Origin of the sequence: Gilliamella sp. Lep-s35, assembly GCF_009795845.1 — a bacterium.
Lineage (GTDB): Bacteria > Pseudomonadota > Gammaproteobacteria > Enterobacterales > Orbaceae > Gilliamella.
Genome location: NZ_WTEX01000004.1, coordinates 25,732 through 41,786 on the forward strand (window position 1 = coordinate 25,732; position 16,055 = coordinate 41,786).

The following is a 16,055-nucleotide window of genomic DNA, read 5'->3' on the forward strand; positions in this document are numbered from 1 at the left end:
TTTGCATTTAAATGTGCTTGATTCAACTCTTGGCTTTTATGCCAAAGGCCGTTGATGCGGTTGTTCCGCCAACTGTGCTACAGCCACAATCGCAAACCCAAACCCAAACTCAACACCAAGCTCAAGCTCAAGCTCAAGCAATAGAGCAAACTAATGTATCAAAGCAAGCAGAGGGTAATAAGTCAGTTAATTCTCAAACGCAAATTTCGCATGTAACAACACCAGTACAAGCGACAAAGGCACCGCAAGTAAGTCAGCTTGAGCATAACGCAGTTAATCACTCAGATCCCGTTAAATCCTCCTCGCTTGAAGCAAAACAATCAGCGCTTAGCTCGCCTTTATCTGGATCTGAACAATCACAAAATTCCTCTAAACCAGTGAGTGACAAGTCGTCTGTTGCTAGCCGAAAAGTTGAAAAAATGGCTAAATCTGGAAATGATGATTTAGCGATTCCTGATGATGTTTCAACGGTGACTAAAAGCATTTTAGAAATGCGCATGCAGTTGATGAAAGAGGAACAAAATCCAAAAAAGCCTAAAACGGTTGAGGCTAAGGTGGCTCAACCAAAAAGCCCTGTAATCAACGCATCACTTGAACGAATTAAGCAAAATTCGGTTCCTGTTGAGTCTATCAATACCGATAATAGCGATAGTCATGCTGATAATGATAGCGATAATAGTAACGAAAAAGAAGAAATCACAGCCGAAAATTATCAATGGCAAGCGAGTGGTTTAATTCCGATGAAAGAAGAGATTGTGGTTGATACTAAAGCCTTTCGTGAATCGCTTAACGGTGAAAAAACACCTGAAATGACTAAAAAATTGATTGCAGAAATGGCTCAAAAGGATGCATGGTGTGCTGAAATTGAGCAATTGGATTTGTCACCTTTGATTAAGCAAATTTTTGTTAACTCGGCTGTTGAGCAAACAGATAATGAAACGATTGTGTTGCATTTGCGTTCAAACGTTAAACATTTAATTAATTCGGTATCGAATGTGATTAAAGTAAAAAAAGCGCTTTGCAAACATCGTAACCAAGAGCTTGATGTAAATATTATTATTGATGATGATCTAAATTATAAAACACCAATTGAAATGCGTGAAGAGTTGTACCAAGAAAAACTCGCACAAGCGAAGATAACGATTGCTGAAGATCCAAAAGTGGCTACAATTTGCCGATATTTTGACGCTAAGATTGATGAAGCAAGTGTTCGTCCTATGACTATTTTTTGTATTATTTGTGAATTAAATTGCTTTAAGATCGCAAATATTGGTACGATAAAATCCCTAAAAATGTCATTAAAACTGAGCCAATTACATGAATCAATATGGCTGCTAAGCCCCAAGATATTCGACCTTCTTGTAAAAAGTTAACAATTTCGGCTGAAAAAGTTGAAAAGGTTGATAGCCCTCCACAAAAACCGGTTATCACAAGTAAACGCCATTCGGCAGAAAGGTTAGAATGGTTAAAAAAAGCAATGGCAAAACCAATAATATAACCTGCAACTAAATTAGACAGTAATGTGCCTAGCGGAATTGCAAAAGCAATAATATTTAATTTAAGCGATAAAAACCAACGTAACAAACCACCCGCCACCGAACCGACCGAAATAGCTAAAATCAGTTTTAACATAATGATATGTCCTTGCTTATATACTGTAATAAAAAGTTAAATTTGTTATCGATATCAATAATAATTGATCAATAAACATTTGAAACGATCATACCAGTAGAAAATAGAAATAGGAAATTCTAAGCAGATTGAGATAGAATATTTAGCATTATCAAGAATTGAGGTTTATATATGTTTACAGGTATTGTGCAAGGAGTTGGTCAGATCATTGATATTGAAGATAAAGATAAATTAAGAACATATAAAGTTAAATTACCCCATCAATTGGTCGATAAAATTGAAATTGGTGCTTCAATTGCTAATGATGGTTGTTGCTTGACAGTGACAAGTTTTGAGCAAGATTGGGTAACGTTTGATATTATGCAAGAAACCCTAGCGTTAACAACATTAGGCAATAAAAAAATCCACGATTTTGTCAATATTGAACGTAGTGCAAAATATGGTGATGAAGTGGGTGGGCATATTATGTCTGGTCATATTTCTTGCACAGCAACTATAATTGATATTCAAAAAACAGCAACCAATTGCCAAATGACGTTACAGTTGCCAGCACAATTTAGTAAGTATTTATTATATAAAGGCTTTATTGGTATTGATGGTGCAAGCTTGACGGTTGGCAAGGTTAACGATAATTGCTTTCATATTCATCTAATCCCTGAAACACTCGCTGTTACTACCTTAAACGCAAAAAGAGTTGGGGACAAAGTTAATATCGAAATCGACTCTCAAACTCAAGCCATTGTCGATACGGTTGAGCGAGTGCTTGCCTCTAGATAACCTACTTATATTAAAAATATTTGTGCTAATTTTTAATTATTTGCATTACATAAATATTCCATTTTTATTATAAGGATATAGAAAAAGCCTATATTTTTATTAAAAGTTTAGTTTTTGCTATAATTTTATACTTTGTCACCGATTCCTTGCGGTGCAACGACAGTAATTAACTGATCAAATAGAGGCGTTTTTTGAATTAAATATTTTTCTTCCAAAGTACTTGGAACTTTTGTTATATTTACTAACCCTAAATAAGATAAATAACGGTCAAAATTTCTAAAATAATAACAGTACTTAAGACTTTTTTTATTGTGCCTAAACTGCGAGTTGTTATTATTATCGATTAATAATTGAGGGAAAGCTTTAAAATACTTATCTGCATAAAACTCAGCTGGTTGTGGTTTGTCGCCATATTTCGCTAGCAATACTAGGGTAAACCCAAATCCCAATTGGCCAATTTCAAAATTACCATAACCATCAAAATATCCCCAATTAAATTGATAGGTTAAAACATGTAATATGCCATGCAGTAACGCAGGCTTATTATTAAGTAGTTTCTTGCCATGATGAGTTAGAGAGAGTTTGTTATGGCGTTGTTTACACAAACGATAAATCTTTAATATTATTCTGGCTAACTGTACTGCAATAGTATCTTGCTCTTTAATTACGTTTTTGGAACTCATTTCAATTGCTAATTCAGGTGGGCCTAAAACATAAAGTGCTTTTACCCATTTTGGAGGTAAATTACCGACTTTTGTTAATAATAGGTTTTCCTGCTCTTCTAAAATAGACATAAGCAAGCAGGTTTGATTAAGTAAAGGAATCTCTTTGTAGGCTTTATCTGAAAGTACATTAATCTTAAGCGGGGAGCGAGGATCATTTAAAAAATTCAGCAAAGATCCCATTTCATAAGGGGAATAACCCTCAAAATCCTCATGAGGTAAATTATTAACCTTATCAATAAGTGTATCAATATGTGATATTATCCATTCATTTTCTTGGTTTATCATAGTTAATTCCTAAAAATATTTATCGATACTTAGAATACCTAAAATCAGCACTTAAATAAAATTACTATATTTTCTAATCTTTCTATAGTGTTTTATCGATCAGGCTTTGGGCGGTTTTAAGTGCTTCGATTTGATTATCATAGATTATTACGCCCAAATCTTAAATGATTTAGTTATCTTTTAATAACCTTGCAATTTCGGTAATATCGCTTGGTGTTGTTTGACAGCATCCCCCAATCAACGTAGCCCCTAGTTTTGTCCATAAAGGTAATTGGTTGGCAAAGGTACAATTGTGATGGTTATTTTTATGCCATTGTTTGGTATTTGGATCGTATTGCTCGCCAGAATTTGGGTAGACAATCAGTGGTTTTTGCGTAAGTTTTTGCAACGATTTTAACGCAGCGGTAACGCTTTCTAAGGCAATGCAGTTAATACCAATACTAACCGCTTGTTGGCAGTGATTTAGATGTTCGATTACTAAAGGTAATGGTGTGCCGTCGCTAAGATGATTGGCATCTTTTAATGTTAACGAAAACCAGCTTGTTACTATTGGAAATTTTTCAAGAAGTTTTGTGAGAGCTTTGATTTCAGCAAAAGAGGGCAATGTTTCGCAGGCCAGTAGATCGACTTTTGCATCAACTAATGCTTTGATGCGGTCATAGTGAAAATCAATAAATTCTGATTCAGAAAGTTGATAATCGCCCGTATATTCTGAACCATTTGCAAGATAAGCACCATAAGGACCAACTGAACCTGCAATTAGTAACGTTTTATTTTGTTTTGTTTCGTTTAGATATTGCCACTTTGCTTGCTTGGCAAGCTCGACACTGGTTTTTATGAGTTTGATGGATTGATCTAGTGTGATCCCTTTTTTAGCAAATCCTAATGGTGTGGCTTGATAACTGGCGGTAATGGCACAATCTGCGCCTGCACCGAAATAGTCATAATGGACTTGGCGAATCAGTTCGGGTTGTTCTATTAACACTTTTGCTGACCATAAACTGTCGTTAAGATCGCACCCGCGGCGTTGTAACTCGCTAGCAAGTGCACCGTCAACTATGATATGTTTTTTTTGTTTTAGTAATGCGTTAATAGGATTGTTATTGATCATTCTTTTCCACTCGCTTTGGATTAGATTGGGTAAAATGGTGTGCAATAAAACACAATACTACAAACGGAATACCACAATATAGCGCAATGCGTTGTTCAGGATCGAATGCTAAGCCAATGCAAGCAATCAAACACAAAATAAATCCTAAAATTGGCACTAGTGGGTAAAGTGGTGCTTTATATTTTAAGGCACTGAGTTCCGTTGCCGATAGTTGTTTTCTAAAAAAGTAGTGTGAAGCACAAATACTTAGCCAAACGGCTACTACGGCAAAGCCTGAAATTGCGGTTAAGGCAACAAAGACGGTATCAGGCGCAATAATACTTGTTAACAATGCTAATAAGCCCCCTAACATACTAACCAGAATAGCAAATGCCGGGATACCTTTTTTAGTGAGTTTGCTAAAGCTTTTAGGTAAAGTGCCCTGATTAGAAAGCGACCATAACATACGCCCAGAAGCATAAAGCCCCGAATTTGCAGCCGATAAAATGGCGGTTAAAATCACAAAATTAAGAAAATCAGCCGCATAAGGTAGGCCAATATTTTCAAAAACGGTCACAAAAGGACTTTCGATAACGCCGGCTTGATCCATTGGCAATAAGGCGGCTAAGACAAAAACGGTACCAATAAAGAAGATGATAAGCCGTAAAATTGTGGTTTTAATAGCTAATAGGATTGTTTTTTCTGGCTCTTTTGCTTCGCCCGCTGCAATACCGATTAACTCAGTACCAGAAAAGGCAAAATTGACTGAAACCATTGTCATGATAATTGGCGTTATACCATTAGGAAACCAGCCATTATCGGTAATATTGTGTAAAAAAGGGACTGGCATGTCATTTTTCATAGGAAAAAAACCAAAGATAGCGGCAGTACCTGCGACAATAAAGATAATAATAGTGATGACTTTAATAATTGAAAACCAAAATTCACTTTCTGCAAAAAATTGCGCAGTTATAGTGTTTAATGCAAAAATTACGATACAAAAAATTAAACACCAGATCCAAACCGAAACAGTAGGGAACCAATACTTCATACATAATCCAGCAGCAGTTAGACTTGAACCCAATGCCACTGTCCAGGTTAGCCAATACAGCCAAGCAACGGTATAACCTGTGCCTGGGCTAATAAAGCGCGAGGCATAGGTGTGAAATGCACCGGTTTCAGGCATGGCAACAGCCAGTTCGCCTAGGCATAGCATCACTAAATAAACAACTAATGCACCAATCAAATAAGCAATAATAGCACCAATAGCCCCAGCAGTAGCAATAATATAACCAGTATTAAAAAATAAACCAGTGCCAATAACGCCACCCAGTGACAACATAATTAAATGGCGGGTTTTCATGGTGCGTTTAAATTGGTTTTCTGTTGTGGATGATGAATTTGTATTCATAAATTTTTGGGCTTAAGTTAAAAATAATAAAATCCCGCCAAAATTAGTGGCGGAACGGAATAGGTTAGTTTGAATAATAAATTAGCTAATTATAATTGCTCAAAGAATTCTTCTTTTGACACTTTTTTACCATTTACGTTAACTTCATCACTATCTTTGGTTAGGCTTATATCAGAATAGATACCTTTAGTTTTACCATTGCTTAATGTTAAAAATGGGGAATTATGAACAAGGAAGCCAGACATCCGTTGTATGTTTTGCTTTTCTTCAATAATTTGTGAAGTTATATCATTGGTATCAGGTGACTTAATTTGTGCTGATAAATGAGCTAATACGTCAAATGGTGCTTCAAGCTTGAATTTTAGCGCGTTAATTTTTTCGTAATCTTCTTTATCAAGGACTTCACTATTAAAATCAGAGATATCAAACATTAGGTTAGCATTAATATCGCCACTAGATGTTTGCCAATTGAATTTGTTTAATGAAAATCTGATATTATGTTTTTTGTCGATATCATCTAAGTCAGAATCAGGGTAGTTCATGCCTAATTGATTAGTAAATAGTTGTTTATCAAATCCTTGGAAATCAAAATCTAATGAAACGGTTCCCAAATTGTGTTGACCATAAATAATTGAATCAATATGACTAGAAAGCGACCCCTCAGCTGTATTTGTGTCGCTATTTAAATTAGCATTCTGATTCATAACGAATTTATTAACCACCACCAAAGTAGGATCAGTTCTAAATAATTGGAAATGATTAAATGAAAACTTATCGATCTCTATTTTAGAGCTAATGTCCTTACCACTAGTATACCCGCTAAAGGTGTAACTACCTTTGCCAAGAGACAATGTACCATTGAAAATTGGAATTTCGTTTTGCCCGACCTCGATGGCTTTGTTTTTTAACTTAACAGTGAGATATTTGCCATAACTCATACCAACATGCCCAGTAATAAATGGCTGATTACCGGCTAATTTCCAAAGTTGTGGGCTGATTTGTTCACTCATTTCGTATTCTAACCACGCCATTTGTGGAGCGAATGTCCCTTCAGCAAGAGCCGCAATAGGGAAAGGGCCATGGTGGATGGTTACATCATCATCAAATAGCGTTGTTGGGGTTGCGTCTTCACCATAAAACGAATTGTTTTCTAACGCTGTTACAGTTAGGTGTAATTTAGTTGAGAAAATTCCCTTTTCATAATGACTTTTGGTAATAGAAAATGTTAAGTTCTTTTCAAGTTGATTGGCTTTGTTGTTGATTAGTGCTAATTGGTTGTCAATATCTCTTTCAATTATGTTACCAGTGTACCATGCCGTACCAACGTAAGCGATTCCTAATACGGCAACGATTCCTATAGCGAGTGTAGTTTTTTTCATTTTCGTTCTCTTAGTTATATTTTAAATTATCATTCTTGATGCTTTGCAAAATTAGCCAACAAATTTTTAATATATTCAATACGTTCATTTCGTTGTAATTCTGATTTTTGTAATTTTAATCGATTTGAGTTTTCTAAGCGATAATTTTTTGGCTCTTTTTGTATTATTTCAATTAAATAATCAACTGACACTTTATTATTACTGCCAAATTCAATATAACCACCTTTTTCGCCAAATTCGATTTTAGTAATACCTAGTTGATTTGCATGATAGCGGATTTTGGTTGTTTCTAACAAAAATAGTACCGCATCAGGTAATTGTCCAAAGCGATCACGCATTTCAACTTGAATGTCGGTGAGCTCATCAAGGTTATCAACGCTAGCAATGCGTTTATAAAGCGATAGCCGTGTATTAACATCGGGAATAAAATCATCAGGAATAAGTGTTGGTAAGCGTAACTCAATTTCTGTTTGTTGATTATTGAGTAATGATTCAAGTGTTGGTTCTTTGCCTTCTTTTAGTGACTTAACGGCGTCATCAAGCAGTTCAATATAAAGATTAAAGCCAATAGTTTCGATTTGACCACTTTGATCACTGCCAAGCAGCTCGCCAGCACCACGAATTTCAAGATCATGCGTTGCTAAGGCAAATCCAGCGCCTAAATCCTCGAGCGAGGCTATTGCATCAAGGCGTCTTTTGGCATCTTTGCTGAGTAACTTGGGATGTGGCGTTAATAGATAAGCATAAGCTTGATGGTATGATCGACCAACACGTCCTCGTAATTGGTGTAGCTGTGCTAAACCAAATTTATCAGCACGATCAATGATAATGGTATTGGCATTAGGAATGTCGATACCAGTTTCAACAATGGTTGTACAAACAAGTATGTTAAAACGTTGATGATGAAAGTCATTCATTACGCGCTCTAAGTCGCGTTCATGCATTTGCCCATGACCAATGGTAATTCGCGCTTCGGGCACCAGCTCTGCCAGTTTTTCGCTTACTTTTTCGATATCAGAAATATCATTGTGCAAATAATAAATCTGACCACCACGTAAAATTTCACGCAAAATGGCTTCTCTAATCACAAGATCATCATATTCTCGAACAAAGGTTTTCACTGCTAATCGGCGAGCTGGAGGAGTCGCAATAATAGAAAGATCCCGCATACCACTCATTGCCATGTTGAGGGTTCTTGGAATTGGCGTTGCGGTTAGTGTTAGAATATCAATGTTTGCTCGCATTGCTTTAATTCGTTCTTTTTGGCGGACGCCAAAACGATGTTCTTCATCAACAATCAACAAGCCTAAATCTTTCCATTTGATATCTTCTTGTAACAATTTATGTGTGCCAATTACAATATCAATTTTGCCTTCACCAAGAGCTTCTATAATACTTTTTTGTTGTTTGGCGGTTTTGAATCGAGACAGGCTTTCTATGCGAATTGGCCAGTTTGCAAAGCGATCACAAAAGCTTTCGTAATGTTGTTCTGCAAGTAAAGTTGTAGGAACTAAAACTGCTGTTTGTTTATGATTAATAACGGCTAAAAAAGCAGCGCGGATCGCTACTTCTGTTTTACCAAATCCAACATCACCACAGACTAATCTATCCATGGCATAAGGAGAGCACATATCGCCAATTACTGCCCCAATGGCATTTTGTTGATCATCAGTTTCTTGATAAGGAAACCCTTGGCAAAATAGTTCATACTGCTCTCGGTCTTGTTTAAATTCAAATCCGGGTTTACTTTCACGTTCAGCGTAAATATCTAGTAATTCAGCTGCAACATCTCGTACTTTTTCGGCCGCTTTTTGCCGTGCTTTACTCCAAGCATCAGTACCTAATTTATTGAGTGGTGCGTTCTCTTCATCGCCACCAGAATAACGGCTAATTAGATTTAATGATGAAACAGGAACATAAAGCTTGGTGTCATTGGCATATAATAGAATAAGATATTCAGCCGTAATCCCCCCTGTTTCTAATGTGGTAAGTCCTGCATATCGACCAACGCCATGTTCTAAATGGACAACGGGTTTGCCGGGTGTTAGCTCAGCTAAACTACGAATAAGTGAATCAGTATTGATAGCTTGTTTATTTTCTTTTTTACGACGAACTACTCGTCGTCCTAATAGCTCATTTTCAGTAATAAAGGCAAAATTATCTTGCTGATTGATAAAGCCTTGTTCACTAGCTCCAACGATTAAATAAAATCGGCTATCACTGTTTTTTCGTTCATCAAGTAAATTGATGGTAGTGGGATGAATACGAATTCGTCCAAGAATTTCTTGTAAAGCCTCTTTGCGTCCTTCTGATTCAACCGAAAAGATGATTGTTCCTGCAAAATTTTCAACAAATTTTTGAAATTGCAAATAAGGATCTTTTTGTTGGATCTCAATAGCAATATTAGGTAATGCTACATAAGGCAAATTAACGTTTTTATTTGATTCAGTCGTTATTGCATGCGATAAAACCATTCTTGGGTAGTTTTTGAAATTGGCAAAAATCTCGTCAGTTTTAGACCAAATAACATTTGGTGCAAGTAATGGTCGCATAGGATCGACTTTGCGGCTTTCATAACGTTGGGTAATATCTTGCCAATATTTGTTAGCATATTGATCAATATTAACTGTATTGATAATTAAGCTATTTGCTAAAAAATAAGAGAATAGAGGTGTTAATGGTTCGTTAAAAAACAGGGCTTGCCAATATTCAATACCGGTTGGCAAAATATTTTTACTAACTTGTTGATAGATGCTTTCTGAGTCTAATCTAACTTCAAATTGTTCTCGCCATTGACTACGAAACAACTCAATAGCTGTTTTATCGAAAGGAAACTCATGGGCTGGTAGCAATTGTATTTCAGCAATTTCATCAAAGGTACGTTGAGTTTCGACATCAAAAGTACGGATACTGTCGATTTCATCATCAAAAAAATCGATGCGATAAGGCTTATCACTGCCCATGGGGTAGATATCAAAAAGCGCTCCACGAGTAGCATATTCGCCATGCTCCATGACTTGGCTAACTGAACGATAGCCAGCATTTTCAAGTTGTAAACGCAAATGTTCACGACTAATTTGTAAGCCTTTTTTCATCATAAAAACATGTCCACCCAAATAACTTTGTGGGCAGACTTTTTGCATTAAGGTATTAATGGGTAAAATTAACGCCCCTTTGGTTAAATGTCCAAGATGATAAAGGCAAGATAAGCGTTCTGATACGATATCTTGATGAGGAGAAAAGCTGTCATAAGGCAATGTTTCCCAATCTGGAAAGATAATAGAAGGGAAGGATGTAAACTGCTTTAGTTCTTCATGAATGCGCGAGGTTTGTTGCATATCATCAGTGACAATCACAACTATACCTTCATGTGCATCTATAGCTTGAGCGCAAAATTGTGATAAGGAAGAGCCAACTAGCTGCCCAATTTGCTTTACTTCACCTGATTTTTGAGGAATTAAGTTTGAAATATTAACTGTTTTAGACATGATGAGTTCGTTGATGTCGCTGAAAATTTATTGTCAGATTATAACGTAAGTATGAGGTTGTTTTCTATAACAGTTTAATCCTGTATGATAAGCACCTTGTATTTAACTAGCAAAACTTTGTCAAAAAGTTTCAGGTAATCTATACGTTTATGTCAAAAATATTTCGTCCATTAGTTTTTTTTATTGGTTTGCGCTATGTGTATGGGCAAAAAACGGATGGCTTTGGTCGCTTTGTATCATGGTTGTCAATGATTGGCATTATGCTCGGCTCTATTGGCCTGATTGTGGTTTTATCAGTCATGAATGGGCTTGAAGATCAGATGCAAGGCAGTATCTTGAAGTTTTTACCTCAGGCACAGATTACAAGTTCACAGGGTCGTATTGATCCTAACGTTGTTACTGGTGAGCAATTTAGCCATATTCAAGGTGTTAACCATATTAGCCCTTTAGTTACTGGTGATGTGGTTTTGCAAAGTGAACAAAGTATCACAGTAAGTACCTTAATGGGCATTACAGCAGAAGACAATGATCCAATCAATGATTACATCTATAGTGGTTCTGTTTTAGATTTGCAAGCAGGGCAGTACAATGTCATTATTGGGCAAACATTAGCTAATCAATTAGGCGTAACAGTTGGTGACAAAATCCGCTTAATGGTGACCGATGCTAGCCAGATCACTCCAGTTGGTCGTATTCCTTCACAACGTTTGTTTAATATTGTTGGACTATTTTCAGTTAATCATGATATTAATCAATCACTCATTTATGTCAATCAATCTGACGCTAAAAACTTATTACGTTATCCTCCTAATATGATTAGCAGTTGGCGTCTATTTTTAGATAAACCACTGGATATTGCCTCGATAACCAATACCCCATTACCTGAAGGATTAGTCTTTAAAGATTGGCGAGCTAAACGAGGTGAATTATTTCAAGCCATTAAAATGGAAAAAAATGTCATGGGATTACTCATTAGCCTGATTGTGATTGTTGCGGCTTTTAATATTATTACTTCATTAAGCTTGTTGGTGATGGAAAAGCAAGGCGAAGTCGCTATTTTAAAAACACAAGGTCTGTCTCGCTTTAAAATTATGTTAATTTTTATTATTCAAGGTGCAAGTTCAGGAATAATTGGCACGTTATTAGGTAGCGCCTTAGGACTGTTACTTGCTATTAACTTAAACGAAATCATGCAATTGTTAGGTTTATCTTTAGCTGGTATCTTGCTACCTTCATTGGTTGAACCATCGCAAATTATTTTAATTATTATTGGATTGCTTATGTTATCGCTAATTTCAACACTTTATCCTGCATATCGTGCAGCCAATATCCAACCTGCCGAGGCTTTACGTTATGAATAATTCACCAATATTACTAAGTGCCAAGAATCTTTATAAAACTTATAACGAAGGCAAAATGGTCACCGAGGTGCTAAAAAACGTCTCGTTTGATATTTACTCTAAATCATTACTTGCCATTATTGGTAGTTCAGGATCGGGTAAAAGTACGTTATTACATCTATTAGGAGGACTTGATAAACCTACTTCAGGCGAAATCATGTTTAAGTCAAAACAACTTAACCAACTATCCGAAGTCGAAAAGGCACAGCTACGTAATCAAGAAATCGGCTTTGTTTATCAGTTCCATCACTTATTACCTGATTTTACCGCGCTAGAAAACGTTGCAATGCCACTATTAATTGGTGGTGTATCGCCTAATGAAGCAAAAAAACGAGCTATGGTAATGCTTGAAGCGGTTAATTTGGCTAAACGAGCTAATCACCGTCCATCGGAACTATCAGGTGGTGAGCGTCAGCGTGTGGCAATTGGGCGAGCATTAATTAACAACCCTGCACTGGTCATGGCTGATGAGCCAACTGGCAATTTGGATAAATCAACCGCGGATACCATTTTTGATTTGCTTATTAAACTAAATCGGGAACATGGCACTGCATTTTTGGTGGTGACGCATGATCTTGAGCTTGCCAATAAACTTGATAAACAAATGGTGATGAGAGATGGTCAACTTTCTGATAGCGCATCATCAGATAACAATTAATGGATAATTAATATGAATTTATCTTTAATTACCGCCATAAAATTTCGAAAAGGGCGTCGCAAAAGTGGTATGGTGTCGTTAATTTCGATTATCTCAACACTCAGTATTGCTATTGGTATTGCGGCATTAATTATTGGCTTAAGTGCCATGAATGGCTTTGAGCGTGAATTACACAATCGAGTGTTATCGGTAGTGCCACATGGACAATTCTATCCAGAGTACGGCAATTTAGATAATTGGCAACACGTTCAACAAGAACTTAAAAACAATAGTAATATTGTATCAGCCTTACCATTTGTTAATTTTACTGGATTAATTGAAAACGGTAGCAAACTTGGTGCTGTGCAAGTACAGGGTCTTGACCCTGAACAAGAAATGCAAATCAGTTCACTACCGAATTATGTACTGAATAATAAATGGCAAGATTTTAAGCCCGATAACCAACAAATTATTATTGGAGCAGGGCTTGCTAAAAATTTATCAGTGAGAGAAGGGGGATGGGTTTCTTTATTAATTCCTGTTTCGAGTAGTCCAAATCAACTCAAACCACCTAAAAGAGTCCGTTTGCAAGTAGTAGGGATTTTAGAATTAAGTGGCAGCTTGAGTAATAACATGGCCTTAATTCCGTTGACCGATGCACAAAAATTACTAAATATGGGCGATAGCGTTACAGGTATTATGGTAAATGTAAAAGACGTTTATCAATCCAATAACCTTATTGGTCAAGCAGCATTAGGGCTTGACGAAGATCTGTTATTTAATAGTTGGGAACAGACGTTTGGCTTTATGTATCGTGATATTCAAATGATTAGGCAAATCATGTATCTGGCCATGATTGTAGTGATTGGCGTGGCCTGTTTTAATATTGTATCCACTTTAGTCATTGCCGTAAAAGATAAACAGCGTGATATTGCCATATTAAAGACCCTGGGCGCAACTAATCGTTTAATCAAACATATTTTTATATGGTATGGAGTGATTTCAGGGTTAATTGGCAGTTTAATTGGCGTTATTTTAGGCGTAATACTGTCATGGCAACTTTCTAATATCATGGGCTTTATTGAGTCATTAATGGGACATAAAATCTTAAATAGTAATATCTATTTTATTGATTTTTTACCATCCGAAATTCATCTGTTTGATGTGGTCATGGTGTTTATTACTGCCATGTTACTAAGCTTAATTGCTAGCTACTATCCTGCTAAACGGGCTTGCAAAATCGAACCTGCTCGGATTTTAAATAGCTTTTAGTTGTATCGATTTTGCATAAATAAGGCGCTGTTTAATGATAATCAGCGCCTTTTTATTATTAATAATAGACATAATAACCACTAGGCAAAGCATAGTGCATATATTGCACATAGATCCCCAATGCAGTCACAATAAATACAAGACCAATAATAAGTAAAGTTAACTTACTTGGGTATTTGAACATTTTAATACATAACGAAACAGCCCCACCAAGCACAAAACCAGCGCAAGCACCACCGATATGCGCCATATTATCGATAGATGGCCATAACCCTAACCCAGCAGTTAATACTAAACTCACCAGCATTGCTTTGACTGGCATTTCTTGTATATTGGTTTTAAACACCAAACAATAAGCCAACAATGCGGTAATAATACCCAAAATAGCACCCGAGGCACCACAGCTAATCACATTTTGATTGATGGTGGCAATATCGCTTGATAAGCTTCCTACCAGCCCTGAAAAAAAGTAAATGCCAACAAAAGCAAGGCAAGGAATGCGCTGTTCTAAAATAGGACCAATGCTCCATAATGCCAGCATATTCATAGCTAAATGAGTAAAACTGATATGCATAAATAAATTAGTAAACATGCGCCAATATTGGCCAGAAAAAGTTAACTCCGCAACATCGGCTCCCCAATCAATCAAAAAACGGTTTTCATAAAGTGACGAAAAACCATCACTATCAAGCATCCTAAAGGCAAAAAAACATAGAATATTAATGACCACTAGTGTCGTGGTAATTTTAGATTGACTAGCGTAATACTTGATATCATTTAACGTACTCATTAAAAAGGTCCTTTTTAGTGTTAAATTGTATTGACAAAGCGAGTGGTTAATCTAGCCGTTTGCCTAGTATCACCAAATCACGCTGAATATTGTCAAGCTCCGCAACATTTGGAAACAAGCCCCATTGTTGATACTGCATTTTTTTAAATAGATTGATACTAGGCGTGTTATGACCAAACACATAACTCAGTATGGTTTGTATGCCTGCTTGCTTAGCAAACTGCTCAATACGGTTAATCATAAACTGCCCAATTTGCTTACCCCGATAATCTTGATGAAGATACAAGCTGATTTCAACGGTTTTATTATAGGCAGGGCGACCATAAAATGAAGATAAACTTATCCAACCACAAGGCTTATCTTGATAGTTTATTAGCCAAAGTGGGCGGTTTTGTGGGTTATGCTGATTAAACCAATCTAATTTACTTTCAACAGAAACAGGCTGAGTATCAGCAGTAACTTGTCGGCTAGCAATAGTTGAGTTATAAACATCGACAATAAATGACAAATCTTCTAATGTAGCATCGTGGTAAGTGATCATCTTCTTTGTAGTAAGTAATTAAAAGGAGGATTATTGTAATTTTATTATGGGTTATAGGCAATAAGGGATATTTTGATTAAAAAGCAAACAAAAAATAATGATTTTTGTCTCAAAAAAATTTCAATAAAATCAATATCTTTTTTGACTGATTTTTATGTATTAAAAATAGTTATTTTATTCGTTTTTTGTTTAAAAAACACACTTGATTTTTTCTTAAATCGGCGGTTATATATACAGTGATAAGCATTGGGCTTGTCGCTTATTTAATTTGGAGGGTCTTAAAATGGTACACAAATTTGCTCCATATGGTAGTGATGTTTCGTCAGGCACTTATAAATGCGCTGACTGTGGCTATATTTATTCAAACCAAAGTAAGAAATCGTTACCTCCTTGCCCTGATTATAATAAAAAACCACATAGCAAAAATGGTTGGTATATTATGACTGGACAGGGTGATTCTGTTAAAGATCCGCATCCACATAAAAAGTGATTTTAGTTTGTTAATGCAATTAAAGGCAGCCATTAGGTTGCCTTTTTTGATTATATTTTTGTAAAAAATATTCAGGAATCTATACCGTTTAAAACTTAAAAAACGAGGAAAAGTGATATATACTTTAATTGATATATT

14 protein-coding genes are annotated in these 16,055 nt (G+C 36.0%); 6 read left to right on the forward strand and 8 right to left on the reverse strand.

Annotation, left to right across the window (positions count from 1 at the left end):
* Positions 1-38 precede the first annotated feature (38 nt).
* Complete coding sequence (locus tag GQ590_RS02670; RefSeq protein ID WP_160406325.1) at positions 39-1,373, forward strand: DNA polymerase III subunit gamma/tau C-terminal domain-containing protein; 1,335 nt, start codon at positions 39-41, stop codon at positions 1,371-1,373.
* Here GQ590_RS02670 and crcB read toward each other — a convergent pair.
* The gene (gene crcB, locus GQ590_RS02675; RefSeq protein WP_160406324.1) at positions 1,255-1,632 is read right to left on the reverse strand and encodes a fluoride efflux transporter CrcB; all 378 of its coding nucleotides are present in this window, start codon (positions 1,630-1,632) and stop codon (positions 1,255-1,257) included. The two genes, GQ590_RS02670 and crcB, sit on opposite strands and share 119 nt — an antisense overlap.
* A gap of 171 nt (positions 1,633-1,803) precedes the next feature.
* Between crcB and GQ590_RS02680 the strand changes: the two genes are divergently transcribed.
* A complete protein-coding gene (locus tag GQ590_RS02680; RefSeq protein WP_160406388.1) occupies positions 1,804-2,409 on the forward strand; it encodes a riboflavin synthase subunit alpha in 606 nt (201 codons plus the stop codon).
* Positions 2,410-2,534: 125 nt separating this feature from the next.
* Here the strand turns inward: GQ590_RS02680 and GQ590_RS02685 are convergent, their stop codons facing one another.
* From GQ590_RS02685 to mfd, 5 genes are all read right to left on the reverse strand, one after another.
* Positions 2,535-3,419 (reverse strand): hypothetical protein, encoded by an 885-nt coding sequence (locus GQ590_RS02685; RefSeq protein WP_160406389.1) that lies wholly within the window; start codon positions 3,417-3,419, stop codon positions 2,535-2,537.
* A gap of 169 nt (positions 3,420-3,588) precedes the next feature.
* On the reverse strand, positions 3,589-4,530 hold the full coding sequence (gene mmuM, locus GQ590_RS02690; protein WP_160406390.1) for a homocysteine S-methyltransferase: 942 nt from the start codon (positions 4,528-4,530) through the stop codon (positions 3,589-3,591).
* Entirely contained in the window at positions 4,520-5,920 is a 1,401-nt protein-coding gene (mmuP, locus tag GQ590_RS02695; protein ID WP_160406391.1) for an S-methylmethionine permease, read from the reverse strand. Before mmuP ends, mmuM begins: the two co-directional genes overlap by 11 nt.
* Before the next feature lie 89 nt (positions 5,921-6,009).
* Entirely contained in the window at positions 6,010-7,299 is a 1,290-nt protein-coding gene (locus GQ590_RS02700; protein ID WP_160406392.1) for a DUF945 family protein, read from the reverse strand.
* Positions 7,300-7,328: 29 nt separating this feature from the next.
* Positions 7,329-10,787, reverse strand: coding sequence for a transcription-repair coupling factor (gene mfd, locus GQ590_RS02705; protein ID WP_160406393.1), 3,459 nt, complete (start codon positions 10,785-10,787; stop codon positions 7,329-7,331).
* A 158-nt stretch (positions 10,788-10,945) separates the two neighbouring features.
* Between mfd and lolC the strand changes: the two genes are divergently transcribed.
* Genes lolC through lolE form a run of 3 tightly spaced genes read left to right on the forward strand, consistent with a single transcriptional unit; the run spans position 10,946 to position 14,096 of the window.
* Entirely contained in the window at positions 10,946-12,148 is a 1,203-nt protein-coding gene (gene lolC / locus GQ590_RS02710; protein ID WP_160406515.1) for a lipoprotein-releasing ABC transporter permease subunit LolC, read from the forward strand.
* Entirely contained in the window at positions 12,141-12,845 is a 705-nt protein-coding gene (gene lolD, locus GQ590_RS02715; protein ID WP_160406394.1) for a lipoprotein-releasing ABC transporter ATP-binding protein LolD, read from the forward strand. The genes lolC and lolD overlap by 8 nt, the downstream gene beginning before the upstream one ends.
* A gap of 6 nt (positions 12,846-12,851) precedes the next feature.
* Complete coding sequence (gene lolE, locus GQ590_RS02720; RefSeq protein ID WP_160406517.1) at positions 12,852-14,096, forward strand: lipoprotein-releasing ABC transporter permease subunit LolE; 1,245 nt, start codon at positions 12,852-12,854, stop codon at positions 14,094-14,096.
* A gap of 58 nt (positions 14,097-14,154) precedes the next feature.
* Here lolE and GQ590_RS02725 read toward each other — a convergent pair whose 3' ends face one another.
* Together GQ590_RS02725 and GQ590_RS02730 are read right to left on the reverse strand one after the other, a co-directional pair.
* The gene (locus GQ590_RS02725; RefSeq protein ID WP_160406395.1) at positions 14,155-14,886 is read right to left on the reverse strand and encodes a rhomboid family intramembrane serine protease; all 732 of its coding nucleotides are present in this window, start codon (positions 14,884-14,886) and stop codon (positions 14,155-14,157) included.
* A 46-nt stretch (positions 14,887-14,932) separates the two neighbouring features.
* Positions 14,933-15,427 (reverse strand): GNAT family N-acetyltransferase, encoded by a 495-nt coding sequence (locus tag GQ590_RS02730; RefSeq protein WP_065635791.1) that lies wholly within the window; start codon positions 15,425-15,427, stop codon positions 14,933-14,935.
* A 283-nt stretch (positions 15,428-15,710) separates the two neighbouring features.
* On the opposite strand from GQ590_RS02730, the gene GQ590_RS02735 reads away from it, so the two are divergent.
* A complete protein-coding gene (locus tag GQ590_RS02735) occupies positions 15,711-15,917 on the forward strand; it encodes a hypothetical protein (RefSeq protein ID WP_065635792.1) in 207 nt (68 codons plus the stop codon).
* The last annotated feature ends 138 nt before the right edge of the window (positions 15,918-16,055 follow it).

Coding starts and splice junctions, on each gene's coding strand:
- mmuP (WP_160406391.1), bottom strand. CDS start 5,920: ATGAATACAAATTCATCATCCACAACAGAAAACCAATTTAAACGCACC.
- GQ590_RS02700 (WP_160406392.1), bottom strand. CDS start 7,299: ATGAAAAAAACTACACTCGCTATAGGAATCGTTGCCGTATTAGGAATC.
- lolD (WP_160406394.1), top strand. CDS start 12,141: ATGAATAATTCACCAATATTACTAAGTGCCAAGAATCTTTATAAAACT.
- GQ590_RS02685 (WP_160406389.1), bottom strand. CDS start 3,419: ATGATAAACCAAGAAAATGAATGGATAATATCACATATTGATACACTT.
- GQ590_RS02730 (WP_065635791.1), bottom strand. CDS start 15,427: ATGATCACTTACCACGATGCTACATTAGAAGATTTGTCATTTATTGTC.
- GQ590_RS02725 (WP_160406395.1), bottom strand. CDS start 14,886: ATGAGTACGTTAAATGATATCAAGTATTACGCTAGTCAATCTAAAATT.
- GQ590_RS02670 (WP_160406325.1), top strand. CDS start 39: ATGCCAAAGGCCGTTGATGCGGTTGTTCCGCCAACTGTGCTACAGCCA.
- crcB (WP_160406324.1), bottom strand. CDS start 1,632: ATGTTAAAACTGATTTTAGCTATTTCGGTCGGTTCGGTGGCGGGTGGT.
- mmuM (WP_160406390.1), bottom strand. CDS start 4,530: ATGATCAATAACAATCCTATTAACGCATTACTAAAACAAAAAAAACAT.
- GQ590_RS02680 (WP_160406388.1), top strand. CDS start 1,804: ATGTTTACAGGTATTGTGCAAGGAGTTGGTCAGATCATTGATATTGAA.
- mfd (WP_160406393.1), bottom strand. CDS start 10,787: ATGTCTAAAACAGTTAATATTTCAAACTTAATTCCTCAAAAATCAGGT.
- GQ590_RS02735 (WP_065635792.1), top strand. CDS start 15,711: ATGGTACACAAATTTGCTCCATATGGTAGTGATGTTTCGTCAGGCACT.